The organism is Amycolatopsis sp. Poz14 (assembly GCF_006704225.1).
GTDB classification, from domain to species: domain Bacteria; phylum Actinomycetota; class Actinomycetes; order Mycobacteriales; family Pseudonocardiaceae; genus Amycolatopsis; species Amycolatopsis nivea.
Genome location: NZ_JACLHD010000001.1, coordinates 1660195 through 1684781 on the forward strand (window position 1 = coordinate 1660195; position 24587 = coordinate 1684781).

A 24587-nucleotide genomic window follows, 5' to 3' on the forward strand; every position below is an offset into this window, starting at 1 on the left:
GCGGCGTCCCCGAGCGAGAGGAAACCGCCATGCGCGGCAAGGGAATGACGTACGACACCGGATTCGTCCGCAATGGACGGTCGTCGCGGGAGAGCTTCGAACCGGAGGCGGTGAAGCGCGAACTGGCGATCATCCGCGACGACCTGCACTGCACCGCGGTGCACGTCGTGGGCGGCGATCCGGATCGGCTGGAGCAGGCCTCGCGGTGGGCGGCCGAACTGGGGCTGGAGGTCTGGTTCTCGCCGTATCCGCTGGAGCAGACCCAGGACGAGATGCTCGCCCTCTTCGCCGACTGCGCCACCCGCGCGGAACGGCTGCGCGCCACCGGGGCGAACGTCGTGTTCGTGACCGGCGTCGAGTTGAGCGTGATGAACGAAGGCTTCCTGCCCGGCAAGGACACCGCCGAACGAGTCGGCCTGCTGCTCGCCGAACCCGAGGGCCGCGCCGAGCGGCTGGCCGAGGTGGGCAAGCGGCTCGACCCGTTCCTCGACGCCGCGGTCAAGATCGTGCGGGAACGGTTCCACGGCCCGGTCACCTACGCGTGCATCCAGTTCGAGCAGGTGGACTGGAGCCGGTTCGACTTCGTCACGGTGGAGCTCATCCGCTCCGCCGAGGTCGCCGACCTCTTCCAGACTGGCGTGCGAACCCTGGTGGCGCAAGGGAAACCGGTCGCGATCACCGGTTTCGGCACGGCGACCTGGCGCGGGTCCGGCGACGTCGCGCCGCGGAGCATGGAGATCGTCGAGTACGACAGGGAGACCGGCGACCCGCTCCGCATCGACGGCGAGTACGAGCGGGACGAGGCCGGACAGGCCGCGTATCTGCGTGAGCTGCTGGAAATCTTCGACGCGGAGGGAGTGGACAGCGCGTTCGTGTTCCTTTTCGCGCTCTACAACTACCCGGACGATCTTGACCTGGCCAGCTTCGGACTGGTGAAAGTCCTGGAAGGACGGTCGGGCACGGCGTACCCGGGGCTGAACTGGGAACCGAAGGAGGCGTTCGCCGCGGTCGCCGAGCATTACGCGAAACCTTGACTCAGCGGGGTCCGGGCGGGTGAGATCCGGACATGCCGACGAAGACGAGCGCGCTGGGCAACCGGGTCATGGCCAAGGCGGCGGTGCGGATCATGCCGCTGCTGATGCTGCTGTACTTCGTCAATTACCTGGACCGGGTCAACATCGGGTTCGCCGGTCCGAACGGGATGAACAAAGAACTCGGCCTCACCGCGACCGCGTTCGGGCTCGCGTCCGGGATCTTCTTCATCGGCTACCTGATCCTCGAGGTGCCGAGCAATCTCGCGCTGCACCGGTTCGGCGCGCGCCGCTGGATCGCGCGGATCATGATCACCTGGGGCGCGGTGGCCGTCGCGATGGCGTTCGTGCCGAACACGACGACGCTGGTGGTGCTGCGGTTCGTGCTCGGCGTCGCCGAGGCGGGGTTCTTCCCCGGCATCATTTTGTATCTGACGTACTGGTTCCCGGCGGCGCAGCGGGCGAAGGCGGTCGCGCTGTTCATGTGCGCGGTGCCGGTGTCGAGCGCGATCGGCTCGACCGTTTCGAGTCTGCTGATCAGCGGCGGGCACGGCGTGTTCGGCCTGTCCGGCTGGCGGTTCATGTTCCTCGTGGAAGGCGTTCCGGCGATCCTGCTGGCGGTCGTCACGTGGTTCTGCCTGAGCGACCGGCCGGAATCCGCGAAGTGGCTGACGGCCGAGGAACGCGACTGGCTCACCAGCGAACTCGACGCCGAACGCCGCGCCACCGAAGCCGAACACCACTGGCCGCTGCGGAAAGCGCTCACGCACCCGCGGATCCTCGGGCTGGCGTTCGTGTACTTCGCGGTGGTCTACGGCCTGTACGCGCTGGGCTTCTTCCTGCCGACGATCATCGCCGGGTTCGGCGAGGAGTTCGGCACCAAACTCACCGTGCTGCAAGCGGGTCTGGTGAATGCGATCCCGTACGTCGCGGGTGCGCTGGTGATGGTCCCGTGGGCGCGCCACGGCGACCGGACCGGGGAACGGACGTGGCACGTCGCGCTGCCGATGCTCGTCGGCGGCGCGGCGATCCCGGTCGCGCTGTATCTCGGAAACCCTTACGCCACCATGACCGCGGTGACCATCTGCGCGATGGGCGTATGTGCGGCGCTGCCGACGTTCTGGGCGCTGCCCTCGAACTTCCTGTCCGGCGCGGCGGCCGCCGGCGGGATCGCGTTGATCAACGCGCTGGGCAACCTGAGCGGGTTCGTCGCGCCGTACCTGACGGGCTGGCTGCGCGACCTGACCGGTACGCAGCGGACCGGATTGTGGGTGGTCGGCGCGTGCATGGTTGCCGGAGCGGTGCTGGCAGTGGCGTTGGGGGCGAAGCCGCGCGCGTCTCGCCGGTGATCAGCAGGCGCGGCGGACCCGGTCCGTCAGCACCTGTACTTCGGTCTCGAACAACGCGTCGGCGTCGAGGCCCATCGCGGTGAAACCGCCGCCGATTTCGAGGCTGACAAAGCCATGCAGCCGCGACCACAACGCGACCGCCAGCTGGTGGTTCTCGGTGTTCGCGCGCCGGGCGTCGAGGACTTCCTCGTTGTCGTAGGGCTTTCCCGCGGTGTCGGGGTCGTGCAACACCCCCAGCACCACGCCCATCAGCGCGCGGGCCGCGTCGGCGAGCGGCTTGGCGTGCGCGTCGTAGCCGGGGAACGGCGCCTTGAACAGCAACTCGTACCGGTGCGGCTCTTCCCTCGCCCAGCCCCGGTAGGCGGCGGCCAACAGCCGGATCCGCGCTTCCGCGTCGGGTGCGTCGGCGTCGAGCGCTCGCGCCATGGCGTCGCGGAGGTCGTGGTACGCGTCGATGACCAGGACGTTCAGCAGTTCGTCGCGGCTGGAGAAGTAGCGGTACAACGCCGGTCCGCTGACGCCGAGCTGCTTCGCGATGGCGTTGATGGAGATCGCCTGCGCACCCCCGGCCGCGAGCTGGTCGAGCGCGGCGGATTTGACCTCCTCGCGCACCTGCTCGCGGAACCGTTCGCGCATCGGTTTGCGGGTGCCTGCTGCGGGCATCCCCACCTCCTTGACGACGCCCGACGGTAACACGGCCGATCGTTCGGAAGACCTTCTAACTGTTCGTCCGGTCTTCGAAGGCTCGCTCGACGTCGTCGCGCTCGACAGCGGGACCAGGCACTTCGATCGGTCCCCCGGCGGCGAGGCCGTTGAGGAAATGCGCGATCTGCCGCCTCGCCAGGTGGGTCCAGTCGAGGACGGACGCCTTCGGCTGCGTGAGCAGGGTGCTGAACGCGAGGAGATCGGTGGCGTTGACCGGGCCGCGGATGCTGCCGTCCTCGCGGCCGGTCGCGAGGAAGAACTCGAGCCGCCCGTAGATCGACTTCCGGGCCGCGACCGCTTCCGGGGTGACGAGCGGGGGCGCGCCGTGCAGCGGAAGGACGAGCTGGTCGGCGATGTCGACGGTGCCTTCGAGATAGCGGCGGACCTGGTCGAGGCCGGTGCTGGTGTCGTCGATCTGGTCGAGCAGGCTGTTGAGCAGGCCGTACGCACGGTGCTCCAGGGCTTGGAGCAACGCGTCGCGGTCGGCGTAGCTGCGATAGAGCGTGCCGATCCCGAGACCGGCCTCGGCGGCGATGGCGGCCAGCGGCACATGCCGTCCTTCGCGAAGCATCGCCGAGGCAGCCGCGGAGAGCAGCCGTTCACGGTTGGCCGCCGCGTCCTTGCGGACCTTGCGCGGGCGGGACATCGGTTCTCCTTACCCCGATCTCGGGCGACTGGCGCGAGCCCGTACGTTCGCGAGCAATTCCGCTACTGCGTCCACCCGGCCAGCGTATACGCGCGGACCTCGAGGCGAGCTTGTCAACCATGGCCCGGAAAGCCGGTTGACCACGCTGGCAAAGTGGAGCCACGTGAGTGATGACGCGACCCACCTTCTCCGTGCCGCCAGCTTGGCGACCCCCATGGCATTGCGCGTCGCGGTGACGCTCGGCTTGCCCGACCGGCTGCGCGCGCCTGGCACGGTCGACGACGTCGCCGCAGAACTGGATCTGTCGCCGATCGCGCTCGACGTCCTGCTCGGCCACCTGGTCACGCTCGGCGTGGTCGAACGCACCGACGAGGGTTACCTGACCACCGCATACGGCGCGAATCTCTGCCAGGACAAGGAAAACGGCATAGCTAACCTGCTGCACCTGGACCGCGCCGCCGGCCGCGCCGAACTCGCGTTCGTCGAGCTGGCACACAGCATCCGGACCGGCGAGGCGGCTTACTCCCGGCGTTACGGCAAGGATTTCTGGGCTGATCTCGCTGAGCAGCCACACCTGCGAAAGTCTTTCGATCAGCAGATGATCAACCGGTTCCGCACGGAGATCCCGCAAGTGGTCGCCGGAATCGACTGGGCTTCTTTCACTACGGTAGTCGACGTTGGCGGCGGCCGAGGAGATTTGCTCGCCGCGATTCTCGAAACCAATCCGAAATTGCGCGCTCACTTGGTCGACCTCGAACCGACCGCGAGCGAGGCCCGCGCCGCCTTCGCCGCACGCGGCCTGGCCGACCGGGTCGAGGTGCGCGGCGGCAGCTTCTTCGATCCGCTCCCGGCGGGCGCGGATGCCTATGTCCTGGTGGACATCCTGCACAACTGGGACGACGAAAACGCCCGCCGCATCCTGAAGCGATGCGCCGAAGCGGCAGGCCGGTCCGGTCGGATTCTCGCCATCGAAGCGGTCAGCGGAATTCACGCGCGCACCGAAATGGACTTGGTCATGCTGGTCCATTTCGGCGGCCGTGAACGACGGGTGGAAGAATTCCACGCACTCGCCGATTCCGCGGGTTTGGTCTTGGAATCGGCGGCCCCGTTGACCGACCAGCGAGGCCTCCTGGAATTCCGTGTCGCTTAACTCGGTGACCGTCCGAGCAACGCGACCAGCCGATCCAGCGGTGGCGCGTCCTCGGCAACCGGCACCGGTGGCGCGAAGGGGCTCCGTTCCGGCGGCAGGTCGGCGAGTTTCGCCGCGCTGAACGCGATTTCCCGCTCCACCAAGGCGTCCTCGAACTTCGCCTCCTGCCCGGTGGCGCGAGCGAGGTCCCAGCCGTGGACGAGTTCCTCGACGATCCGCAGATGCACCGCGACGATCCCCGGAACCGTCCCGGCCGGGACCTCGACCACCTGCTCCAGCGCCCCCGGCTGCCGGAACGCCGCGAGCAGACCGGCAACCGCGTCCCGATAGGACGCTACGGGGTCGTCGCCGAGCGCGTCCGAGCCGCGTGGGTCCAACGACGCGCCCTTCGCACCGCTCAGGGCGGCGGTGAACAGCCGGTGCCCGAGGACCAGATGGTTCACCAGTTCGCGGACCGTCCACTCCGGGCACGGCGTCGGCGCGTCCCAGCGAGACACGCCGGAGACCAGCGCACCGGTGGAATCGAGGACCGCGGACAGATCGTCGACAGGGTTCATCGTTTCGCCTTTCTCAGGGGTCACCAGTACAGACACCGCCCGCCCCGGAAACGGAACGATGGCAGTATGCGAAAGGTGGGCCAGGACATCCTCGATCGCGCACGCGCCGGAGACGCGCACGCCTTCCGCGAGCTGGTCGAGCCCTATCGGCACGAGCTGCAAGTGCACTGTTACCGCATCCTCGGCTCCCTCACCGACGCCGAAGACCTGCTGCAAGAGACCCTCCTCGCCGCCTGGCGCGGGCTGGACGGCTACGCCGGTCGCGCCTCGGTGCGCTCGTGGCTGTACCGGATCGCCACCAACCGCTGCCTCAACGCCCTCCGCGACGCTGGCCGTCGTGCCCCGGCCGAGCCTTCGCCGCCGTTCACCCCGACCGAGCCCACGCGCCGTACCGAGGTGACCTGGCTGCAACCCGCGCCCGACGACCCCGCTGCGCAGTACAGCGCCAAGGAAACGTTCGAGCTGGCGTTCGTCGCGGCCCTGCAGAAACTTCCGCCGCGCCAGGCCGCCGTCCTCCTGCTCCGGGATGTGCTCGACTACTCGACCGCCGAGGTCGCGGACATGTTGGAGACTAGCTCCACCGCGGTCAAAGGCGCTCTGCAACGCGCGCGAGCCCAGCTGCGGCAGACCGTCGAACCCGCTCCGCCAGCACCGCGGGAACGGGAGATCGCGCAACGATTCGCGGACGCGTTCAGCGAGGGAGACGTCGACGGCGTAGTCGCCCTCCTGACCGACGACGGCTGGCTCGCCATGCCGCCCGCGCCGCACGAATACGTCGGCCGCGAAGCTGTCACGGCGTTCCTCGCGATGTTCGGGCAGTGGCGTGGCACCCGACGGTTCCGTCTGCTCCCGACGCGCGCCAACACCCATCCCGCCTTCGCCTGCTACCTCACGGAACCCGACGGAACGGTGGGGCATCCCGCGGGAATCCTCGTTCTTGCCCTGTGGGGCGACCGAATCCGCACCGTCACCTGGTTCCTCGAACCCGAGTTGTTCCCGCGCTTCGGCCTGCCCGCGGAGGTGAAGGTGTGCTGACCACCCTGGCGATCCAGAACTACCGCTCGCTGCGAGACCTGGTGCTGCCGTTGTCGCAGCTGACCGTGATCGTCGGCGCGAACGGCACCGGCAAGTCCAGCCTGTACCGCGCGCTGCGGCTGCTGGCCGACGCGGGACGCAACGGTGCGGTCGCCGCTCTCGCCGGAGAAGGCGGTCTGCCGTCGACGCTGTGGGCCGGTCCGGAGAAGATCGGCCGAGCCGTCCGCGAGGGCCGGTCACCGGTGCAGCCCGTGCAGCGCACCACCGCGGTCGGTTTGCGGCTCGGCTTCTCCGGCGACGAATTCGGCTACGCCCTCGACTTCGGCCTGCCCGTGCCCAGTCGCGAACGCCGTCCGACGGCCTTCAACCTGGACCCGGAATACAAACGCGAATGCGTCTGGCACGGCCCGGTACTGCGCCCGTCCGCCCTGCTGGCCGACCGCTCCGGCACCCGGGTCCGCATCCGCGACGAGTCCGGCTCCTGGGTCGAAGGCGGCCACTCGATCGCCCTCACCGACAGCATGTTGAGCGAATTCGCCGACCCGCGCCGGTGCCCGGAACTCCTGATCGTCCGCGACCGAGTCCGCGCGTGGCGGTTCTACGACCACTTCCGCACCGACGCCGACGCCCCGGGAAGGCAAAGCCGCATCGGCACCCGCACCTGGGCCCTGGACCACGACGGCGGCGACCTGGCCGCGGCCCTGCGCACCATCCAGGAATCCACTGACGCCGACGCACTGACCACCGCGATCGACGACGCCTTCCCCGGCTCGTCCGTCGAAGTAGCCACCGCCGACGGCCGCTTCGACCTCCGCTTCCACCAGCACGGCCTGCTGCGCCCGCTCAGCGCCGCCGAACTCTCCGACGGCACCCTGCGCTACCTGCTGTGGGCCGCGGCGCTGCTCAGCCCGCGCCCGCCGGAGCTGCTCGTCCTGAACGAACCGGAAACCAGCCTGCATCCGGACCTGCTGCCGGCACTGGCCGCGCTGATCACCGCGGCGGCGAAGAAGACGCAGTTGCTGGTGGTGTCGCACTCCCAGCTGCTGGTCCGGTTTCTCGAGGACGCCTCGGTACTGGAACTGGAGAAGGACTTCGGCGCGACGGTGGTCGCCGGACAGGGACGGCTGGACCAACCGGCTTGGCATTGGCCGAAACGGTAAAGCCTGGCAGGATTGCCGGTATGCCGATCAGAAAGGGCCATGCCGCGTAGGCGCCCGTCGCAGCTCCGGGTCCGCGAGTCGCCCTACCCTCAGCCTGGTCCGCCGTACGCGCAGGTTCCGTGCGTTTCCTCTTCGACGCTTCGGGCAATCGCGCACTACGAACGAACGCACCTTTACCCCGGCGGGATCGCCGAGGCACTCGCCGTGTGGACGCGGCTCGTCCATGCCTCGTACCGGGAGCTGGACCGGCACCCGCCGGAAGACCACGTTCCGTACTACGGCGAGTACGGTCCGGCGACTGATCCAGTGTCCGCGCGGGCCCGGTTAGGCCAGGCGTTGCATCGATTGCCGCGCAACGCTTCCCGCGAGCTGCGTGCGCGGGTCCGGCCGTTGGACGAGAGATACCTGTCCCGCTCGATCCCCGCACCGGAGGTCCAGCACCTCCGGGCGCTGCCCTAACGTTTCGCCCGCTGCCCGTCCGTCAGCTCCGGCGGCCTCCGCCGTTGGGGCGCTGCGGCCGGCCGCCGTGCGCGACTCGATTTCCCCGGCGTCCGGACCGGCCGGTACGGCTCCGGCACCGGCAGCCGCAGGATCCGTCCGATCTTGCCCGGCCCGAGATGGTTCAAGTCCGCCACCGCCGCGGGTTCGTGCCGGGCGCAACTGGCGAGCACGCCGAACAGGAACATCGTCACGATCAGCGACGTCCCGCCGTACGACACCAGCGGCAGCGTCACCCCGGTGACCGGCAGCGCGTTCACCACGTACCCGATGTTGACCGCCGCCTGCGCCACCAGCAGCACGGTGATCGTCGCGGCGACGATGCGGATCCACGGGTCGAGGTTGCGCGTCGCGATCCGCAGGCCGACCAGCGCGAGCCCGCCGAACAGCAGCAGCACCACCGCGCAGCCGAGGAAACCGAGTTCCTCGCCGATCAACGCGAAAATGAAGTCGTTCTGCACGTTCGGCAGGTACTTCCACTTCGACGCGCCCTGTCCGAGCCCGACCCCGAACAACCCGCCCTCGGCGAGGGCGTACTGCGCCTGCACCGCTTGGTATCCGGCACCGGAGGTGTCCGCGTCGGGGGAGAGGAACGACAGCACGCGCGCGAGCCGGTAGTCCGCGACCAGCGCGAGCACCACGAACCCGCCGACGCCGCCGGCCAGAAGCGCGGCGAAGAGCCGTCCCGGCGCGCCGGAGAACCACAGCAGCGCAAGCAGCACGATGCCGAGCGAGATCGTCCCGCTGAGGTTCGGCTGCGCCATCACCAGCGCGAACATCAGCAGCGCGACCGGCACCAGCGGCACCAGCAGGTGCCGCCAGTGGTGCAGCAGCCGGGCTTTGACGACGAGAATGTGCGCGCCCCACAGGGTCAGCGCGACCTTCGCGACCTCGACCGGTTGCAGCGTCAGCGGTCCCAGCGCGAACCACCGCTGCGCACCGTTCACCTTCGCGCCGAGCGGGGTGAGCACGAGCGTGAGCATCGCCAGCGTCACGAGCATCAGCATCGGCGAGAGGGATCTGATCCGCCGCAACGGAATCCGCAACCCGGCCCACAGCGCGACCAGGCCGATGAGGACGAAGATGACGTGCTTCTGGAACGTGCTGTACACGCCGCCCGGCTGCGCGGAGGACGCCGACAGCACCATGATGACGCCGAGCAGCGTGAGCAGGCCGCACAGCGCGAGGACGAGGTGGAACGACGCCAGCGGCCTGGAAAGCCAGCCGACGATCGCGACCGGAACCCGGGTTCGTCTGTTCCGTGTCGTAGCCACTCGCGCACCGCCGTCCGCCGATTTTCCGGCGCGCGGAAGGAACGCGCCGGGCCGATTATGCCCTAACCGTCCGCATCGGATAGTGCGGCGCGCGGGCATTCGCCGCTGAAGCTATTTCACACAAGGGATTCCGCCTCCGCTCAACGCCGGCGGGGGAGCGGGAACGCCGCTGCTGTGCGTCATCGGGAGCACATACGCGGCCGGTGTCGGCACCGGAGCGCCGCTGAGCAGTTGCGCGACCAGGGACTGGATTTGCCCGGTATTCACGAAGTTGACGTCTTCGCCGGACGGGCTCTTGCCGAAATGGTCGACCGGAAGGGTAACGAAACTGACATTCCCGCCGGTCAGGCTGGACGCTTGTTTCGCGAGCGCGAGCAGGTCCAGCCCGCTGTCGACCGCGGTGTTCTGCTTCGCGACATCCAGGATCCCTTGGAGTTTCGCCGGATTCGTGAAGGTACCGCCCTGTTTGAGCTGATAGGCCAGCGAAGAGATGAAAGCCTGTTGTCTGCGTTCGCGGTCGAGATCGGTGAAATTGAGCGCCGGATGCACGTTGTCGCGGCGCTGCCGGACGAATTCGACGGCCTGTTCGGCGCTGATCTCCTGCTGGCCGGCGTGGAAATTCGCGCCCGAATAGCTGTCCTGGGTGTCCTCGTTGAGGCACACCGTGATCGGCTGGACTACCTGGGCGATCTCGAAGAACGCCACGAGGGTGACCTCGACGAAATGGTCGATCGGGACACCGCCGAGGAATTTTCGCACGGTGTCGATTTCCGCCCGGCGGCCCGCGTCCCGGGCTTGCTGCTCGCGCTGGGATTTGTCGGTGACATTCTGCGAGACGAGCTGTTTGGCCTTTTCATCGAACGCCAGCCCGTAGGCCTGTTTGATCTTGCCCTGGCACACGTTGTCCGGACAGCCCGCCAGCGGCACGTAATCGTCGCGTGGAATCGAGATCGACGTCGCCCTGCCGCCGTCGCCGGGGACGTGCAGCAGCATCAGCACATTCGCGTTGTAGCCGCCGTCCTGCTGATCTCCGGCGTGCAGCGAGTTGTAGATGTCCTTCGGCAGCGGGTTGCCGTTCTCGTCGAGCCGCGAATCGAGGCCCATGATGAGGATGTTGGTGTCGCCGCCGCTCGAGGTCGACTGCCCGTCGAGCACGTCGGAAACCTGCAGCCCGGACACGACACCGTGGTAGGCCGCCCAGCCGTAGCCGGTCAGCGAGAGCGTCAACGCGGCCGCGAGCGCCAGCGCGACCCGGCCGGTGACCCGCCGCCGCCGGGCCGCGGCACGGGCAGCGACACCACGCGCCGCCGCACTTCGGGACGCGGCGGCACGTCTGTCGTGAGGGTCGGTCATCAGGCCTTCCGGTGCCAGGGCGTCATGGTTACCACTGTTCTGCACACACGCTGTGTACATGCTGAGAACGAAGCTCACGCAGAGTTAACTCAGGGGCGGCGGTGGTAATGGCACGCACTCCCTCCGGCCCCGCTTCCCGGGCCGATCGCGTTTCCCGGCTCGCGGAGTACTCAACGCCCTCCGCCGGATAACTGTCAATCAGTTGTACAAGTGTTGTAGTTATCAAAGTGACCCAGATCACAGTCGAGGTAATGTCGAGAACGCCGTCCGGGCTCCGTCCCCGCAGCACCTGACCGAAGCCGAGAAGGAGACCACGATGGAACCGCAGGAAGTCGCCGAAGTCCTGAACCGCCCGCTCAGCCGTGAACTGCTCGCCCGCGACATCACCCGGCTCGCCTACGTGGCGAAGGACGGCACCCCGCGCAGCGTCCCGATCTCGTTTACCTGGAACGGTGCCGAGGTCGTCCTGTGCACCACCAAGAACGCGCCGAAACTGCCTGCGCTGCGGGCGAACCCGATGGTCGCGCTGACCATCGACACCGAGTCGCACCCGCCGAAGATCCTGCTCGTCCGCGGCCGCGCCGAACTCGACTACGTCGACCACATCCCCGACGAGTTCCTCCAGATCAACGGCACCTACGAGATGACGGCGGAACAGCGCGTCGAATGGGAGGCCGAAGTCCGCTCCCTGTACGCGGACGGCATGGTCCGCATCGTCGTCACGCCGACTTGGGCGAAGCTCATCGACTTCGACACCACGCTGCCGTCCGCGGTCGAGGAACTGGTGCAGCGGCGAGCGGAAGCGAACGCCGGATAGCCCGTCCGCTGATCCACTACACTGAATCGCCTACACGCCCCCGACGCGCGAAGGCGGAGCGCATGATCCTGGTGACGGGTGCGAGCGGCAACGTGGGATCGGCGCTGGTCAAGCAGTTGCGCGCGGCCGAGGTGCCGTTCCGGGCCGCGTACCATTCCGCGGAGAAAGCACAGAAAGCCGCCGCGGACGGAATCGACGCGGTCACCGTCGAAATGTCCGATCCGGCTAGCGTGCAACCGGCGCTGGCCGGGGTGTCGAAGGTTTTCTTGCTGGGCGCGATGAGCCCCGGACAGACCGGCAACGAGTCCAATGTGGTCGAAGCCGCCGTGTCCGCCGGGGTCTCGCACGTGGTGAAACAGTCGCTGTGGCGGGCGGACGAGGAACTCACCCCGATCGCCCGGCTGCACCGTCCGGTCGAGCGGATGCTGGAAACCTCGCCGCTGTCCTGGACCTTTCTCCGGGCGAACTTCTATCTCCAGGCGTTCTCGGGAAACTGGGCCGGAACCATCCGGTCCGGGAATTTTTTCGCCAGCCCGCTGATCCGCGGTCCGATCGCCTTCGTGGACGCCGAAGACATTGCCCGCGTAGCGTTTCGGGCACTGACCGAGGACGGCCACGCAGGCAAAGCGTACGCGCTCAGCGGTCCCGAAGCACTGACGTACGACGAGGCCGCGGCAGTGCTGTCCGAAGTGCTCGGCCGTCCGATCACGTACCGCGGAATGTCGAACGAGCAAGCACTTTCCGCGCTGGCCGAAGCCGGAATGTCGTCGTTCCATGCGAAGGCGCTGGTCGAGGTCTGCAATACATACCTGGACGGCGGCGCGGAAACCGTGACGTCCACAGTCGAGGACGTCACCGGCCAGCGGCCGCGGAGCTTCCGCGAGTTCGCGACGGCGCACCGGCATTGTTTCGAGGCAGCACAAGGCAGCTGAGCACGGCGGCGACGAGACTGAGCCCGGTGGTGACCAGGAAGACGTCGCCGAGGTCCGCGGCGTAAACCAGCCCGAGCACGGCGACGCCGAGCGTTTGGCCGAGCTGCCGGAACGTAGCCATGGCACCCGACGCCATCCCCGCGCGGTCCCCGGGAACCGCGCTGAGAATCGCGGTGCTGCCCGCTGGCCCGGCGATCCCCATCCCAGCGCCGGTCACGATCAGCCCGGGCAGCAGACTGAGCCACGTCGAATCGCGGTCGAGCAGCACCCACTCCAGGCCGCAGCCCGCAGCCGCCAGCAGGGCCCCGAGCCCGAGCACGATGCCCGGCGAAACCGCGTGCAGCCGCTTGCCGATCAGCATCGAGGCGAGAAAAGACGTTGCCGCCAACGGAATCAGTGCAAGCCCAGCATCGGTCGGGCTGAGGTGTACCGTGGTTTGCAGCCAGATCGACACGTAAACCAGGCAGGCGAATACGAAAGAACTCGCGACAACCACGACCAGCACTGTCACGAATGATGCCCGGCGGAACAGTGCGAGATCGAGCATCGGGTGCTTCACTCGTCGCTCGACCACAACGAAACCTGTCAACGCCACGGCCGCGAGAGCGAACACCGGCCACGCATGCTGGATCAACGCGTAGATCACCGCACCCGAACCGACTCCGAAAGCCAGCATGCCACCGAAGTCGATCCGGGTGCCAGCCGGTCGTTTCGGTGCCTCGGCCAGATACTTCCGGGTCAGCAGCAGAGTCAGCACGCTCAACGGCAAATTGAGAAAGAATATCGCCTGCCACCCCGCCCACTGCGTCAAAACGCCACCGAGAAACGGGCCCGCCGCACCAGCGCCACCGAGCACCGCCGTCCACGTCCCGAACGCGGCACCTCGCTCCTTGCCCGCGTAATTGGCTCCCAGCAACGACATCGCAGCCACCATCATCGCCGCGCCGCCGATCCCTTGCACCGCCCGCGCGCCAATCAGCACGCCGACATTCGGTGAGAGCGCGCATCCCAGCGACGCCACCGCGAACAACGCGACCGAACCGACGAACACCCGACGCTGTCCTACGATGTCGCCGATCGCGCCCGCGCTCAACGCGAGAACGGCGAGCACCAAGGTGTAGCTGTTGACCACCCATTGCAGGCTGGCCAGCGACGCTCCCAGCCCGCGCGCCATCTCCGGCAACGCAACCGTCACCACGGTGGTGTCGAGGATCAACATGAACGACCCGAGGCAGATCGCCGCCAACGGCCCCCATTTGCGCATCACAGCTCCCTTTCTCATTCCCTGAAGAGTGCTCACGCTGTCGGCGTGCCTCAAGCAAACTGGCCTTTGGTGGCGGATCCCGTCATCAACTACCGTGGAGTGATGAAACCCGTCACGCTGGACTCCGTGGACCGCCAGCTGATCCACGCGCTGGATCTCGACGGCCGCGCCGCTTTCGCGCGGATCGCCGACGTGCTCGGCGTTTCGGAGAACACCATCGGCAGGCGCTACCGGCGGTTGCGACAGGCCGGGGTGCTCCGGGTAGTAGGCGCGGTCGCGAGCGCGAGACTCGGGTACGCACTGTGGACGGTCCGATTCGCCTGCGCGCCCGCGTCCGGCCTCCCGATCGCGACGGCGCTCGCCAAGCGCCCGGATACGTTTTGGGTCCATTTGCTGTCCGGCGGCACGGAAATCGCGTGCACGACACAGTCGTCCATTGTGGATGAACCCGACGTGCTGCTGCTGGACAAACTCCCGCGGAGCAGCCGGATCACGTCCGTGTCCGCACACCAGATGTTGCACGGGTTCACGCGCCTAGGCCGATGGTCGGCCTTGTCCGACGAGCAGATCGCCGCGCTGCAAGTCCCGGTCGACCCCGCCGAGGAGACCACCTTCGACGACGCCGACCGGCAGTTAGTGCAAGTCCTGGCCGACGACGGCCGCGCCAGCTACGGCGAACTGGCCGCCGCGTCGGGCCTGTCCGAGTCGACCGTGAAGCGCCGGATCGAAACCCTCCGCCGAGCCGGGGTGCTGTCGTATCAGCTGGACATTTCCCTGCGCGCCTTGGGCTGTCAGGCAGAAGCGCGACTGTGGATGATCGTCCGCCCCTCAGCCGTCACCTCGGTGGCAAGTGCCTTGGCGGAACACGAAGAGGTGCAATTCGCCGCAGTCACCACCGGCCCGGCGAACCTGGTCGCCGCGATCGCCTGCCGCAACGCGACGCACCTGTACGAATACCTAACCGAACGCGTCGGAGCGCTCGACGGGATCCAGCAAATGGAAACCGCCCCCGTGGTCCGCACGGTGAAGCGCAGTGGATCGTTGCTGCCGCTCTAAACCGCGGCCTTCCCGCTGTAAGCGCTCAGCACCTCGGACAGCGAACCGTGCTGCTTCACGTGCCCCTCGTCCATCCACAACGCGGTATCGCAAAACTCCGCGAGCAGTTCGTCGGAATGATTCGCGAACACCAGGATCCCGGACCGCCGCACCAGGTCCTTGAGCCGATCGCGCGCCTTGGCGAGAAACGCCGCGTCGACCGCGCCGAGCCCCTCGTCGAGCAGCAGGATCTCCGGATCGATCGTGGTCACCACCCCGAGCGCGAGCCGCACCCGCATCCCGGCCGAGTAGGTGCGCAACGGCAGTTCGAGATAGTCGCCGAGCTCAGTGAACTCCGCGATGTCATCGACCCGTTTCGTCATCTGCCGCCGGCTCATCCCGAGAAAGAGCCCCTGGATCAGGATGTTCTCGCGTCCGGACACCTCCGGATCCAGCCCAACCCCCAGATCGAACACCGGCGCGACCCGCCCCACGACCTTCAGTGCGCCGCGCGTCGGCTCGTAAATCCCGGACAGCAACCGCAGCAACGTGGATTTGCCGGCCCCGTTGTGCCCCACCAGCCCGACCCGATCGCCCTCGCCAAGCCGGAACGACACGTCCCGCAACGCCTCGATCACCGGCACCCTTGCCCCGTCGGCGATGGTCCCGCCGACCTTCCCGAGCACCCGCTTCTTCAACGACCGGGTCTTGGCGTCGAAGATCGGAAAGTCGACGTAGGCGTTGCGCACCTCGATGCTGACCATGGCTCCCCCTCCTAGATGCGAACGGGAATTATCATTCGCATATCCGCGACGCTACCAGTAACGTGCCGCGAGTGAGCGAGACCAGCGAGGGCTTCCGCCCGCCGCAACAGGCCCGCAGCCGCGCCGCGCTGCAGAGACTCCTGACCGCAGCCGAACAAGTCCTGGCCGAGCAGGGCCTGGAGTCGTTTACTGTCGCCGCGGTGGCCTCGCAGGCAGGCATGTCGGTCGGCACGATCTACCGCCGCTTCGACGGCAAGGAACAGCTGCTGCACGCCGTGAAGGACCGCTTGCTGACCCAGCTGGAAACCAGCGTCCGAGACGCCCTCCGCTCAGCGCCCCCGGACCTGCGCTCGATCTTCACCGCCTTCGTGGCAGCCCTGGCACAGACCTTCGAAGAACACGACGGGATCTTCCCGGAACTACTGGACGCCCAACGCTCCGACGGCCGAGACCGCGGCCTGGCCGCCCTGTCCGCGATCCAAGACGCCCTGCTGGAAGCCCTGCCGCTCTCCTCGGCCGAGGTCGAGAACCTGAAAATGGCCGCCAGAACGATCATCGGCGCATGCGTCCACCGCGCCGCGACCAGCAGATTCTGGCCAGACGACCGCCCGTGGGAGACGTGGGCAGAGGAAGCGGCGGAGATGGCACTGGCGTACCTGACTTCACCGCCCACGGGCCCCGCTAGGATGTAGCCAGCAGCACGCGACGGCCCTCGTAGCTCAGGGGATAGAGCACGGCTCTCCTAAAGCCGGTGTCGCAGGTTCGAATCCTGCCGGGGGCACACATCCGCAGGTCAGATCCTATTTCGATCAAGAAGGTTCGAACCGGGAAGCCTCAAGAGTCAGAAAACTGTCTGAATTCAGCGCGTGACGGTTCGGCCCCCGACCGTACCTCTCCGCACACGGTCCGCACCTCCCGCGGCTTCCCGCGTAACAGGTCCGCTTCGCTCTGCGATCCCCTTTGCCGGACCATGACGAGGGGGACACCGTGGGGGACGACTCCGACAGACCGAGATGCTTCACCTCGCGATCGATCGGGGCGCTGCTGGCAACCCTGGTCGTTGCATTCGGTCTGACCAGCTTCGCGCCACCGGTCGACCCGGTCGCACGGTCGGCCGGGTTGAGGCCGACCGATCGCAAAGCGCCGACGTGCGACCAGGCCACGGTGATGAACCGGCGGCTCGACGAGCTCGGTCGCGGCGGCTTCACCTGGACGATCGCCGAGCCGCCCGACAATCTGTGGGGCGTGGTCGACCTGCACGGCACGATGCAGGTGCGCATTTCCCCGCGGGTTCCGTGCTCGCACATGATCGACGTGATCAACCACGAGTGGGTTCATACGCGGCAATACGCCAAGTACGGCGACCGCACCATGCAAGCCTACGGCGACGTGCTGGAACCGGTCGCCGACTGCGGCTCGCGACTGCTCGGCTCGGCGTACACGCCGTACCTCGACCAGCGGGGGGACTGGCTGCACCGAGTACGAGGTGGCGTCCGCGCGGTCACTGCTCGCCGCCAACCGACCGGGTTAGCTCTGGTCAGAGCCGAACGCCTGCCCATCGCGCGAACCCAGCCAGAGTCGCGGTGGTGCGCCGCTCGGAAGCGGCGAGCGCCCGCACCGTCTCGGTGACCGATGGGTGGTGACGGGTCGCGTTCGGTGCGACTTCCCTGGCCGCGTTCAACTCTGCGAGAGTGCGCTCTCGGTCACCATGGAGCATCCATGCGCGCGCCATGTCGATGTGGTGGTGCCCGACCCGTTCCGGTCGACGCGGGTCCGTAACTTCGACGGCGGAGGCACGCCGGACGGCTTCGGTGCCGTTGTAGTTCTCGACCGGCTTCGCGCACCAGTGAACGACGATGTTCGTCGTGCTGGCGTCGACGCCGTAGTACGGGACCGCGGGCGGCTGGAACTCGTCCGCGAACGCGCGTACCTCGCCCAGATAGTCGTCGGCCTCGACCGGGTCGCCGGCACGAGCGGCGAGGATCGCTGAGCGCAGGTCCAGTTGGATTGCCACTGACCGACTGGGGCTGACCCGTTTTGACGGACAGGGTCGTTGAGGCGGTCAGGCTATCCGGTGGGTGGGTTCGTAGGTGTTGGGGCTGAGGTAGCCGAGGCTGGAGTGCAGTCGGCGGGTGTTGTACCAGCCTTCGATGTAGCCGAAGATCGCTTTGTGCGCGGCAACCCGGGTAGGCCAGCCGCGCCGGTCGAGCAATTCCGCTTTGATGGTAGCGAAAAACGATTCGGCGACGGCGTTGGGCCAGCACTGTCCCTTGCGCCCCACCGACAAACGCGCGCCGTGCTCGTCGGCGAGGGCACCGAACTGGGCAGGCGTGTATTGACAGCCGCGATCGAAGTGGAAGATCACCCCGGGTTCCGGTCGGCGCTGGGCAACGGCGTTGTTGAGCGCGTCGGCGATCAGGTCGGTGCGCAGGTGATCGGCGGTGGCCCAGCCGACAACGCGGCGGGAACCGAGGTCGATCACCGTGGCCAGATACAGCCAGCCTTCCCAGGTGCGGATGTAGGTGATATCGCCGCACCAGCGAGTGTTGATATCGCTTGTGCTGCAGGAGAAGTCCCGCTTGATCAGATCGGCCGGAGTGTGCGCGCCCGGGTCGGGGACGGTGGTGGTGCGCCACGGTTTCGGAGCTCGTCCGGCGCGGCCGGCGGCGCGCAGGAGCCGGGCGATGCGCTTGCGGGAGTGCCGCCGCCCGCGGTGGCGCAGTTCGGCGTGCAGCCGGGGCGTTCCGTAGGTGCCGTTCGACTCGTCGTGGATCGCGGCGACCACCACGCCGACGACGAATGTGGGATCAATCCCCTGTTCCTCTTCTCCGACTGGCTGCGCCGAGCGCCGGGCTTCGCTCGCATTGGTCCGCCGCGCCGTCCAATCCGGATACGACTCGCCTGCAAAGCCTGCGGCGCGACCGCCAAGCACACGGACCACCGATGCGGCGAGTGCGGCGAAAGCTTCCGTTTGGACATCTAGACAGCCCGGCACCGCGGCGGTGATCCCTCGACACGCTGCGGCACCGGGTGCGCCCCCACCGGACGGGGTGCGGGGGACGGTGGTCTATCCCGAAGACCACCGCCCCCATCCAACAGACTGCGATGACAGGAACACCGGATGGAAACGCCGGACGAGGCGCGCGCGAAACGGATCAAGCGAAACCGCCGGATGATCGAATCCTGGCGAGCCGGTGAGTCGGTCACCGAGATCGCTCGGGAGCACGGGCTGTCGCTGAGCTGGACCGGGCGATTGCTGCGGCAGGAAGGGGCCGTGCTGCCGCCCATCCGACAGGGTGTGAAGCGCACCGACCTCGACATCGAACAGAACATTCTCGACTACGAAGGCGGCGCATCCATACAGGCAGTCACCGACGCACACAGTACGTGCTATGCCACGATCCGTCGGCTCCTGAAGAAACACAAGGAGACGATTCGCCCGCACGGCGGCCAGAACGCCATCGAGCTCTCGCCCCTGCTAACCCTTCGATCCCGCACATAACCACGACCCCATGCCGCACGTCCGCATGCTTCCCTCTCGCAGGCGCGTGGCGGGGCGGTTCCGTTGTCCGGTGAAATGTGCCGGTCGAGCGACGCGCATGGCGGCGATCTAGCGTTCACGAGTCCTTGGGCGCTGCACATCAGGTCGTGCCACGCGTCGCTTCTCCTCCTCCTGAGTAGTTCTATCTAGCTGCGCCTAGGTAGGCCTTCGCGTGTTCGCTGGCGAGCCCCCCGTTTGAGGGGTAGACACCGTTGATCTCCGAGCCCCGGTGCCCGTAACGTGACTCTCGGTTACGGGAAGGGGAGGCCGATGGGGTTCACGAGTGTGCCCGCTGCGTTGAGAGCGGCGGGGCGGTCCGCAGGGGAGAAAACGGCCGGTCTGCGCGGCGCGGATTGCGCCGGTCTGGTCGGGCGGGTCTCGGCTGCGGTGCGGGGCGGGAAGGCCGCGGCGGCGGCCGGGGGCTGCCAAGAAGCGTTGTCGTCGACCTTCGCGCAGTGGTGTGCACAGGCGCAGCGGTTCGGCGAGAATCTTGGTGCAGCAGCCGACCGGTACGAGAAGGGCGACCACAGCGCGGCCGGGGTGTTCCCCGTCGCTCCGACGATGCGGGGGCCGCGCTGATGGTGTCACTGGCCGATGTGCGCGCCTGGAACCCGAACGTGCTGGACGAGGTTTGCTCGGCCGTGCGGGCGAAGGTGCAGGTTCTGGTCAGCGAGGGCGACGACTACGGCAAACTGCTCCCGGTGGACGGCTGGAGCGGTCCCGCCGCCGAGGGCGCGGCCGCCCAGCACAAGACCCACATGCAGGGCCTGGACACCTACGCCGCCGGAGTCGCCGCGATCGGCAAAGCCGTCGGGCAGGCCGCCGACGCGATCCTCGCGCTGCAGGCCGCGATCAAGAACGCCGACGAGCTGGCCCGCAAATACGGGTTCGCGATCACCGCCGACGGCGCGATCGTCTGCGTCTACGCAGGTGACCCGCCACCGGAACTGCACCCGCAGGACCGGGCACGAGCACAACAGCAACTGGCCGACGACGTCGCGCAGATCCTGCGCACCGCCGAAGACATCGACAGCGACCTCGCCGCCGTCCTGGACAAAGCAGCCGCCGGCCAGTTCGGCACCGGGAACGAGTCCACCGTCGCCGCCGCGGCCGCCGACGGATTAAACGCTCCTGGCCTCACCGCGCCCGAACCTCCGCCCAACGCGACGCCATCGCAAGCCTCGGCGTGGTGGGCCACCCTCTCCCCGGCCGAGCGGGACATCCTGATCCGCGACCGCCCCGGCCGGATCGGCGCGATAGACGGACTGCCCGCCGTCGACCGCGACCGCGCGAACCGGGCCGTGCTCGACCGCGACTACGCCGATCTGCAACGGCAGCGCGACGACATCCGCCACCGGCTCGACGGGGTGAAACGCAGCGATCCGCAGCAACAGAAGGAGTACTACGCGCTGGAAAAGCAACTCGACGAGCTCAACGGCAAGATCGCCGGAATGGACCAGATCAAACACCGGCTCGACCAGGCCCTGCCCGGTCAGCCGCCCGCCTACCTGCTTGGCATCAACCCCGCGAACTCCGGGCAGGCGATCGTCGCCATCGGCGATCCCGACCACGCCGCCAACGTCGCCACCTACGTCCCCGGCACCACTGCCGGGCTCAACGACGGCATGCACACCGACATCGAACGCTCCGACGCCATGGCAGCCAAAGCCACGCAGTTGGGTTCCCCGTCCACGTCGGTGATCACGTGGGTGGGGTACGACGCGCCGCAAAGCGTCCTCCCGGACGCGGCCAGCACGAGCTTCGCCGACAAAGCCGAACCCGCGCTGCGCGGTTTTCAGGACGGGCTCGGGGCCGCGCACCACGGGCCGGTGAACACCACCGTCATCGGACACAGCTACGGCACCACCGTCGTCGGCCAAACCGCCCGAGACCTCGGCCTGCCCGCCAACAACCTCGTCATGGTCGCCAGCCCCGGAGTCGGCGTCGACCACGCCAATCAGCTCCACCTCGACGGAACTCCTCAAAACCAAGTCGGCCAGCACATCTACTCCACCGCCTCCACTACCGACCCCATCCCCGCACTCACCAACCTCGACTTCTCCCCGCTCGACGGAATCGACCCCCTCGGACCCGCCCCCACCACCCCCTGGTTCGGCGGGCAGACCTTCGATTCTGACACCGGAAACCCCGCCACCTCCCACAGCGACTACTGGAACAAAGACTCTTCCTCACTCAAGTCGATAGGCAAGGTAATTGCCGGAAGCAAACCATGACTCGTAACTATCAAAAAAAACCTGTGCAGCCGATGAGGCTCGCAACGCTTGCCGCCGTCTTGATCGCAATGACCGCCTGCGGAGGTGCCCCCATGCAGCCAACCCTCACGTCCGAACAGGCCAAGCAGGCGGCGGCGGACGCCGTTCACGCTGCCGCGTCGATCTCCTTCCCTGTCGGGTACAAGCTGACCGAAATCGTATTTCCCGCAGAGTCCTGCACTGACTCGTCGGACAAAGAAACCGGTCAAGTCAGGGTCGGCGTCACCTACTGGGTAGACGGCCCGGACCGCGCGCAAAATAGTTCCTACTACGAAAAGCTAAAAAAGTGGTGGACGGACAACGGCTGGACAATCGAAACCGACACCTGGCAGGGCGACCAATTCGCTAACGCCCATAACGGTGACGGCTACGTCATGAGCCTGACTGGCACGGTGACGGGAACGGTCCTGGGGCGCCTGAGCATCGGAGCTAGTTCGCCGTGCGTCTGGCCCAACGGGACGCCCGAGCCCAAGTCCTGAGGCCCGGATGAGCCGTCGACTGGATCAGCCAAGGTCAGCAGTCCTGCTCATTGCTGGGCTGTTCGCTGCAGTCCTGACTGCGTGCAGTGTCGAGAAATCGCCCTTCCCAGGAGACAACGTGGACCGAGACCCCGCAGAAGTCTGGGCCGCACTGATGCGCCTGCCCGACACCGACCAAGCCCGCCAGCAATACCAGCAACTCGACACCGAACTCCGCCAAGCCCTCACCGCCGCCATCCCCAAACTGACGCCCTGGACGCCGCTTGGCAACGGCTCGCGAGCAGCGTGCGGCGCACGATTCCCCGGCGTCGGCAACGACGGCGAACAGGCAAGCCTGGGCGACCACGGGGTGACCGGGAACCTGCCGGACGCGGACTAGGAGAAAGCCCTCACCATCATCGGGACCATCGCCCAGCGCTACGGATTCGACCCGCGTCCCCAGCGTCTGCACGACGCGCCCGGATCACACGACGCCGTCTTCCATAACCGGACCGATGAAGGAGCGATCTCCTTCGGCACCGCGCTCAACACCAGCCTTGGCCTCGACCTTGGCTGTCGCCTCTTCTCTGCGGCCAAGCAACGTGGCACCCCGTCGGCCACGCCCTAGCCGGGCGCACCGACCCGCCATCTGCTCAGTTCCGCCCCGCCGCGCTTCCCCCTCGGTTGCGCGGCGAGGCGGTTCCATGCCCGGTTAGTCCTGGTCGAGCTTGGCGACCGGCACGACAGGGCGGCGGACGAGCACGCTGCTCACGACGGACAGGATCGTGCCGACCGCGGACACGATCACGTTGATGGTCTGGTCCGGGATCACCCACCACCCGATGGCGACGACGGCGACGAGGACCAGGCGCACGGCCTCGGCGATGCTCGCGGGCTCGGTGCCGGCGCGGCTCGGCTGATCCGGCGCGGTCACTGCGCGACCGCCGGTTTCGTGCCGAGCCGAGCGGCGGGCTTGTCCACGATCTCGTCGGCCTGCTCGGCGTTGTCGTCGCCGAGCACTGCCACGACGTCGGCGCGCAGCTGCGCGCGGAAATCGTCGAGGCCCGCGCCGACGGCCTTTGGCGACCATGGACAGGATCGACGGCATCGGGTTGCCGTCCGGCGCCGCGATGTAGTTCGACGCGAAGAAGAGCATCCGTACACGTTGGCGAGCATGTCGTTGAGCGGCTTGGCGTTTGAGCGCGGGGCGATGCCGTCCGCGTTGTTCGGCCCGATCTCAAGCGAAAGCGGGCTAAGCCAGGAATGCAGCTCGGCCAGCTGCCGGGCTCGGGTAGCGTCCATGTCGGGAGCCTCCGCGCTGATGAGTTGAGCGTTGGTGTAGGACTGGTTCCAGCCGACGGCTCCGGCCGAGCCGGGGAGTGCGCCGTCGTCGCGGTACTGATGGATGTCTTAGTGGCCGGTGTATTGCACGCCGTTCCTTGGGGTCTCCGGTTTGAGCCCGTATCGGGCGACCCAGACGACCGGGACTTCCGGCCAGAGATCCGGCCGGGTCGCCTGCTCCAGCGACGCGTTCATGTAGACCGCCTGCCGGACGCCGAGCTGGCGCATCTGCGAGCAGTACGCGCGGCCGTGGTCCTTGGCCTCAGCGTTCGACCAGATGTGAATCTTCGGGTCGCTCTCGATGTCGCAGCCGGGCGCGACCCCGGTCCAGCCGAGCCGCTTGCACTCCGCCCACAGCACGCGGGCTTCGGCGGCACCGTCGCTGGGCTGGGCGTAGACGTAGCCGCCGAACGGGATGCCGAGACGGCGGAACAACGCGGCGTGCGCGTCCGCAGTTCAAACCCGGCCGTCGGCTTTCTTGCTGCAGACGCGCGCCATCGGCCCTCTTGAGCCAGCCGTATTCCAAGCCGGGCAGCGCGGTGACTCCGCGTTGAGCGCGTCTGCGTCACCGGCGGCGTTGCCGCTCATCGACCACGCGGGCTGGAAGTCGAGGCCGTCGACCTGCCACGACTGGCCCGCGCGCGCCTGCGCGCAGGCGACCCACTCGGGTTTGCTGGCCGAGTTCGCCGGGCGCATCCACCGTCGGTACGCACATGGCCGATCAGGGCGGCCGGGTCGAGGAGGCGGCCAGCCAGCTGGGCAACACCAAGGAGATGGTTGAGAAGCACTACTGGCGCAAGCAGGTGACGAACGAGCGGGCCGCGGCGCTGCTGGAGACGTTGCTCGACGCCGAGCCGAAGATCGGCGATTTGAGGGGTCACTAGTGTCAGTAAACCGTCAGAATTCAACTCGATACAACGATGTCCAACTGAGTCACTGCGGGACGGATTCCGTTACACCACAACATAAATGGAGCTAACATGGCCATGATTCTGCGACAGCCGGTGTCGCAGGTTCGAATCCTGCCGGGGGCACAAAACATGGTGATCGGCATGCCCTCTGGCTCGCGACAAGCCCTTCCTTTCAGTTGGACAAGAGCGGCCGCTTCTCTGCTGTGAGGTCCATTCTCTTCGCGGTGCGCATCAATGATTGCTCACAGCTGCCGGAGCTCCTTCAGGATGTGGAGCACGAGCTTGACGGTCACCACAAAAGCGCCTGCCCCAGCGGTCAGCACGACTTCCGTTCGGGTGCCCACTGCGGCCGCCACGATTCCGGCCACCAGGCAGGCGATCACTCCAGTGAGCACTGCGACCAGGACAAGCAGAGTCCGCTGGCGGGACGACGTCGCACGAGGCTTGGTCATGGGGTAGGAGCCCTTCACTCATCGGACAGCGGCTTCGGACT

The 24587-nt window shown here is 67.6% G+C and carries 30 protein-coding genes, 1 tRNA gene and 1 pseudogene; 19 read left to right on the forward strand and 13 right to left on the reverse strand.

Features of this window, described 5'->3' with window-relative positions; translation table 11 throughout:
- Positions 1-29 precede the first annotated feature (29 nt).
- Both FKO37_RS08235 and FKO37_RS08240 read left to right on the forward strand, forming a co-directional pair.
- A complete protein-coding gene (locus FKO37_RS08235) occupies positions 30-1034 on the forward strand; it encodes a hypothetical protein (RefSeq protein ID WP_238608233.1) in 1005 nt (334 codons plus the stop codon).
- A gap of 32 nt (positions 1035-1066) precedes the next feature.
- Positions 1067-2380, forward strand: coding sequence for an MFS transporter (locus tag FKO37_RS08240; protein ID WP_037811062.1), 1314 nt, complete (start codon positions 1067-1069; stop codon positions 2378-2380).
- Here the strand turns inward: FKO37_RS08240 and FKO37_RS08245 are convergent, their stop codons facing one another.
- Both FKO37_RS08245 and FKO37_RS08250 read right to left on the reverse strand, forming a co-directional pair.
- The gene (locus tag FKO37_RS08245; protein ID WP_238604142.1) at positions 2381-3043 is read right to left on the reverse strand and encodes a TetR/AcrR family transcriptional regulator; all 663 of its coding nucleotides are present in this window, start codon (positions 3041-3043) and stop codon (positions 2381-2383) included.
- A 55-nt stretch (positions 3044-3098) separates the two neighbouring features.
- Positions 3099-3731, reverse strand: a complete 633-nt coding sequence (locus FKO37_RS08250) for a TetR/AcrR family transcriptional regulator (RefSeq protein ID WP_238604143.1) — start codon at positions 3729-3731, stop codon at positions 3099-3101.
- 214 nt (positions 3732-3945) lie between these two features.
- On the opposite strand from FKO37_RS08250, the gene FKO37_RS08255 reads away from it, so the two are divergent.
- Positions 3946-4881 (forward strand): acetylserotonin O-methyltransferase, encoded by a 936-nt coding sequence (locus FKO37_RS08255; RefSeq protein WP_238608234.1) that lies wholly within the window; start codon positions 3946-3948, stop codon positions 4879-4881.
- On the opposite strand, the gene FKO37_RS08260 is transcribed toward FKO37_RS08255, so the two are convergent.
- On the reverse strand, positions 4878-5438 hold the full coding sequence (locus tag FKO37_RS08260) for a TIGR03086 family metal-binding protein (protein WP_238604144.1): 561 nt from the start codon (positions 5436-5438) through the stop codon (positions 4878-4880). The genes FKO37_RS08255 and FKO37_RS08260 overlap by 4 nt on opposite strands.
- A gap of 66 nt (positions 5439-5504) precedes the next feature.
- Here FKO37_RS08260 and FKO37_RS08265 point away from each other — a divergent pair, with 66 nt between their 5' ends.
- Genes FKO37_RS08265 through FKO37_RS08275 form a run of 3 tightly spaced genes read left to right on the forward strand, consistent with a single transcriptional unit; the run spans position 5505 to position 8092 of the window.
- Positions 5505-6473, forward strand: coding sequence for a sigma-70 family RNA polymerase sigma factor (locus FKO37_RS08265; RefSeq protein ID WP_238604145.1), 969 nt, complete (start codon positions 5505-5507; stop codon positions 6471-6473).
- A complete protein-coding gene (locus tag FKO37_RS08270; RefSeq protein WP_238604146.1) occupies positions 6467-7633 on the forward strand; it encodes an AAA family ATPase in 1167 nt (388 codons plus the stop codon). The genes FKO37_RS08265 and FKO37_RS08270 overlap by 7 nt, the downstream gene beginning before the upstream one ends.
- A 39-nt stretch (positions 7634-7672) precedes the next feature.
- On the forward strand, positions 7673-8092 hold the full coding sequence (locus tag FKO37_RS08275) for a hypothetical protein (protein ID WP_238604147.1): 420 nt from the start codon (positions 7673-7675) through the stop codon (positions 8090-8092).
- Here the strand turns inward: FKO37_RS08275 and ftsW are convergent.
- Together ftsW and FKO37_RS08285 are read right to left on the reverse strand one after the other, a co-directional pair.
- On the reverse strand, positions 8089-9405 hold the full coding sequence (gene ftsW, locus FKO37_RS08280) for a putative lipid II flippase FtsW (protein WP_238604148.1): 1317 nt from the start codon (positions 9403-9405) through the stop codon (positions 8089-8091). The genes FKO37_RS08275 and ftsW overlap by 4 nt on opposite strands.
- A 111-nt stretch (positions 9406-9516) precedes the next feature.
- A complete protein-coding gene (locus FKO37_RS08285) occupies positions 9517-10758 on the reverse strand; it encodes an LCP family protein (protein ID WP_238604149.1) in 1242 nt (413 codons plus the stop codon).
- 316 nt (positions 10759-11074) lie between these two features.
- On the opposite strand from FKO37_RS08285, the gene FKO37_RS08290 reads away from it, so the two are divergent.
- Entirely contained in the window at positions 11075-11575 is a 501-nt protein-coding gene (locus FKO37_RS08290; RefSeq protein ID WP_238604150.1) for a pyridoxamine 5'-phosphate oxidase family protein, read from the forward strand.
- A gap of 62 nt (positions 11576-11637) precedes the next feature.
- Positions 11638-12507: an SDR family oxidoreductase gene (locus FKO37_RS08295; protein WP_238604151.1), complete on the forward strand. Its 870-nt coding sequence runs from the start codon at positions 11638-11640 to the stop codon at positions 12505-12507.
- On the opposite strand, the gene FKO37_RS08300 is transcribed toward FKO37_RS08295, so the two are convergent.
- The gene (locus tag FKO37_RS08300) at positions 12428-13918 is read right to left on the reverse strand and encodes an MFS transporter (protein WP_238604152.1); all 1491 of its coding nucleotides are present in this window, start codon (positions 13916-13918) and stop codon (positions 12428-12430) included. The two genes, FKO37_RS08295 and FKO37_RS08300, sit on opposite strands and share 80 nt — an antisense overlap.
- Between FKO37_RS08300 and FKO37_RS08305 the strand changes: the two genes are divergently transcribed.
- Complete coding sequence (locus FKO37_RS08305; protein ID WP_037811078.1) at positions 13874-14827, forward strand: Lrp/AsnC family transcriptional regulator; 954 nt, start codon at positions 13874-13876, stop codon at positions 14825-14827. The two genes, FKO37_RS08300 and FKO37_RS08305, sit on opposite strands and share 45 nt — an antisense overlap.
- Here FKO37_RS08305 and FKO37_RS08310 read toward each other — a convergent pair.
- A complete protein-coding gene (locus FKO37_RS08310) occupies positions 14824-15570 on the reverse strand; it encodes an ABC transporter ATP-binding protein (protein WP_037811079.1) in 747 nt (248 codons plus the stop codon). The two genes, FKO37_RS08305 and FKO37_RS08310, sit on opposite strands and share 4 nt — an antisense overlap.
- Positions 15571-15641: 71 nt before the next feature.
- Between FKO37_RS08310 and FKO37_RS08315 the strand changes: the two genes are divergently transcribed.
- From FKO37_RS08315 to FKO37_RS08330, 4 genes are all read left to right on the forward strand, one after another.
- Positions 15642-16262, forward strand: coding sequence for a TetR/AcrR family transcriptional regulator (locus FKO37_RS08315; protein ID WP_037811080.1), 621 nt, complete (start codon positions 15642-15644; stop codon positions 16260-16262).
- 16 nt (positions 16263-16278) lie between these two features.
- Positions 16279-16351, forward strand: a tRNA-Arg gene (locus tag FKO37_RS08320).
- Positions 16352-16689: 338 nt separating this feature from the next.
- On the forward strand, positions 16690-17199 hold the full coding sequence (locus FKO37_RS08325; protein ID WP_134665210.1) for a hypothetical protein: 510 nt from the start codon (positions 16690-16692) through the stop codon (positions 17197-17199).
- A gap of 115 nt (positions 17200-17314) precedes the next feature.
- Positions 17315-17560, forward strand: a complete 246-nt coding sequence (locus tag FKO37_RS08330) for a hypothetical protein (RefSeq protein WP_167754140.1) — start codon at positions 17315-17317, stop codon at positions 17558-17560.
- Positions 17561-17632: 72 nt separating this feature from the next.
- On the opposite strand, the gene FKO37_RS08335 is transcribed toward FKO37_RS08330, so the two are convergent.
- Entirely contained in the window at positions 17633-18565 is a 933-nt protein-coding gene (locus FKO37_RS08335; RefSeq protein WP_238604153.1) for an IS3 family transposase, read from the reverse strand.
- A 126-nt stretch (positions 18566-18691) separates the two neighbouring features.
- Between FKO37_RS08335 and FKO37_RS08340 the strand changes: the two genes are divergently transcribed.
- The 5 genes and pseudogenes from FKO37_RS08340 (at position 18692) to FKO37_RS08360 (ending at position 22470) form a co-directional block, all read left to right on the forward strand.
- Positions 18692-19072: a hypothetical protein gene (locus tag FKO37_RS08340; protein ID WP_037811083.1), complete on the forward strand. Its 381-nt coding sequence runs from the start codon at positions 18692-18694 to the stop codon at positions 19070-19072.
- 309 nt (positions 19073-19381) lie between these two features.
- The gene (locus FKO37_RS08345; RefSeq protein ID WP_037811085.1) at positions 19382-19690 is read left to right on the forward strand and encodes a type VII secretion target; all 309 of its coding nucleotides are present in this window, start codon (positions 19382-19384) and stop codon (positions 19688-19690) included.
- Positions 19690-21345, forward strand: coding sequence for an alpha/beta hydrolase (locus FKO37_RS08350; RefSeq protein WP_134665200.1), 1656 nt, complete (start codon positions 19690-19692; stop codon positions 21343-21345). The genes FKO37_RS08345 and FKO37_RS08350 overlap by 1 nt, the downstream gene beginning before the upstream one ends.
- A complete protein-coding gene (locus FKO37_RS08355) occupies positions 21342-21863 on the forward strand; it encodes a hypothetical protein (protein ID WP_200864272.1) in 522 nt (173 codons plus the stop codon). The genes FKO37_RS08350 and FKO37_RS08355 overlap by 4 nt, the downstream gene beginning before the upstream one ends.
- A 118-nt stretch (positions 21864-21981) precedes the next feature.
- Positions 21982-22470 (forward strand): annotated as a pseudogene (locus FKO37_RS08360) (LppA family lipoprotein).
- Between the two features lie 84 nt (positions 22471-22554).
- Here the strand turns inward: FKO37_RS08360 and FKO37_RS08365 are convergent.
- The 4 genes from FKO37_RS08365 to FKO37_RS08380 form a co-directional block, all read right to left on the reverse strand.
- Entirely contained in the window at positions 22555-22776 is a 222-nt protein-coding gene (locus FKO37_RS08365) for a hypothetical protein (RefSeq protein WP_037811091.1), read from the reverse strand.
- Positions 22773-23144, reverse strand: a complete 372-nt coding sequence (locus FKO37_RS08370; RefSeq protein ID WP_051171965.1) for a hypothetical protein — start codon at positions 23142-23144, stop codon at positions 22773-22775. Before FKO37_RS08370 ends, FKO37_RS08365 begins: the two co-directional genes overlap by 4 nt.
- Positions 23145-23252: 108 nt before the next feature.
- Entirely contained in the window at positions 23253-23618 is a 366-nt protein-coding gene (locus FKO37_RS08375) for a hypothetical protein (RefSeq protein WP_051171967.1), read from the reverse strand.
- A gap of 21 nt (positions 23619-23639) precedes the next feature.
- Complete coding sequence (locus FKO37_RS08380; RefSeq protein ID WP_238604154.1) at positions 23640-23879, reverse strand: hypothetical protein; 240 nt, start codon at positions 23877-23879, stop codon at positions 23640-23642.
- A gap of 17 nt (positions 23880-23896) precedes the next feature.
- Here FKO37_RS08380 and FKO37_RS08385 point away from each other — a divergent pair, with 17 nt between their 5' ends.
- Complete coding sequence (locus FKO37_RS08385) at positions 23897-24067, forward strand: hypothetical protein (RefSeq protein WP_238604155.1); 171 nt, start codon at positions 23897-23899, stop codon at positions 24065-24067.
- A gap of 269 nt (positions 24068-24336) precedes the next feature.
- On the opposite strand, the gene FKO37_RS08390 is transcribed toward FKO37_RS08385, so the two are convergent.
- A complete protein-coding gene (locus FKO37_RS08390; RefSeq protein ID WP_134729292.1) occupies positions 24337-24546 on the reverse strand; it encodes a hypothetical protein in 210 nt (69 codons plus the stop codon).
- Positions 24547-24587 lie beyond the last annotated feature (41 nt).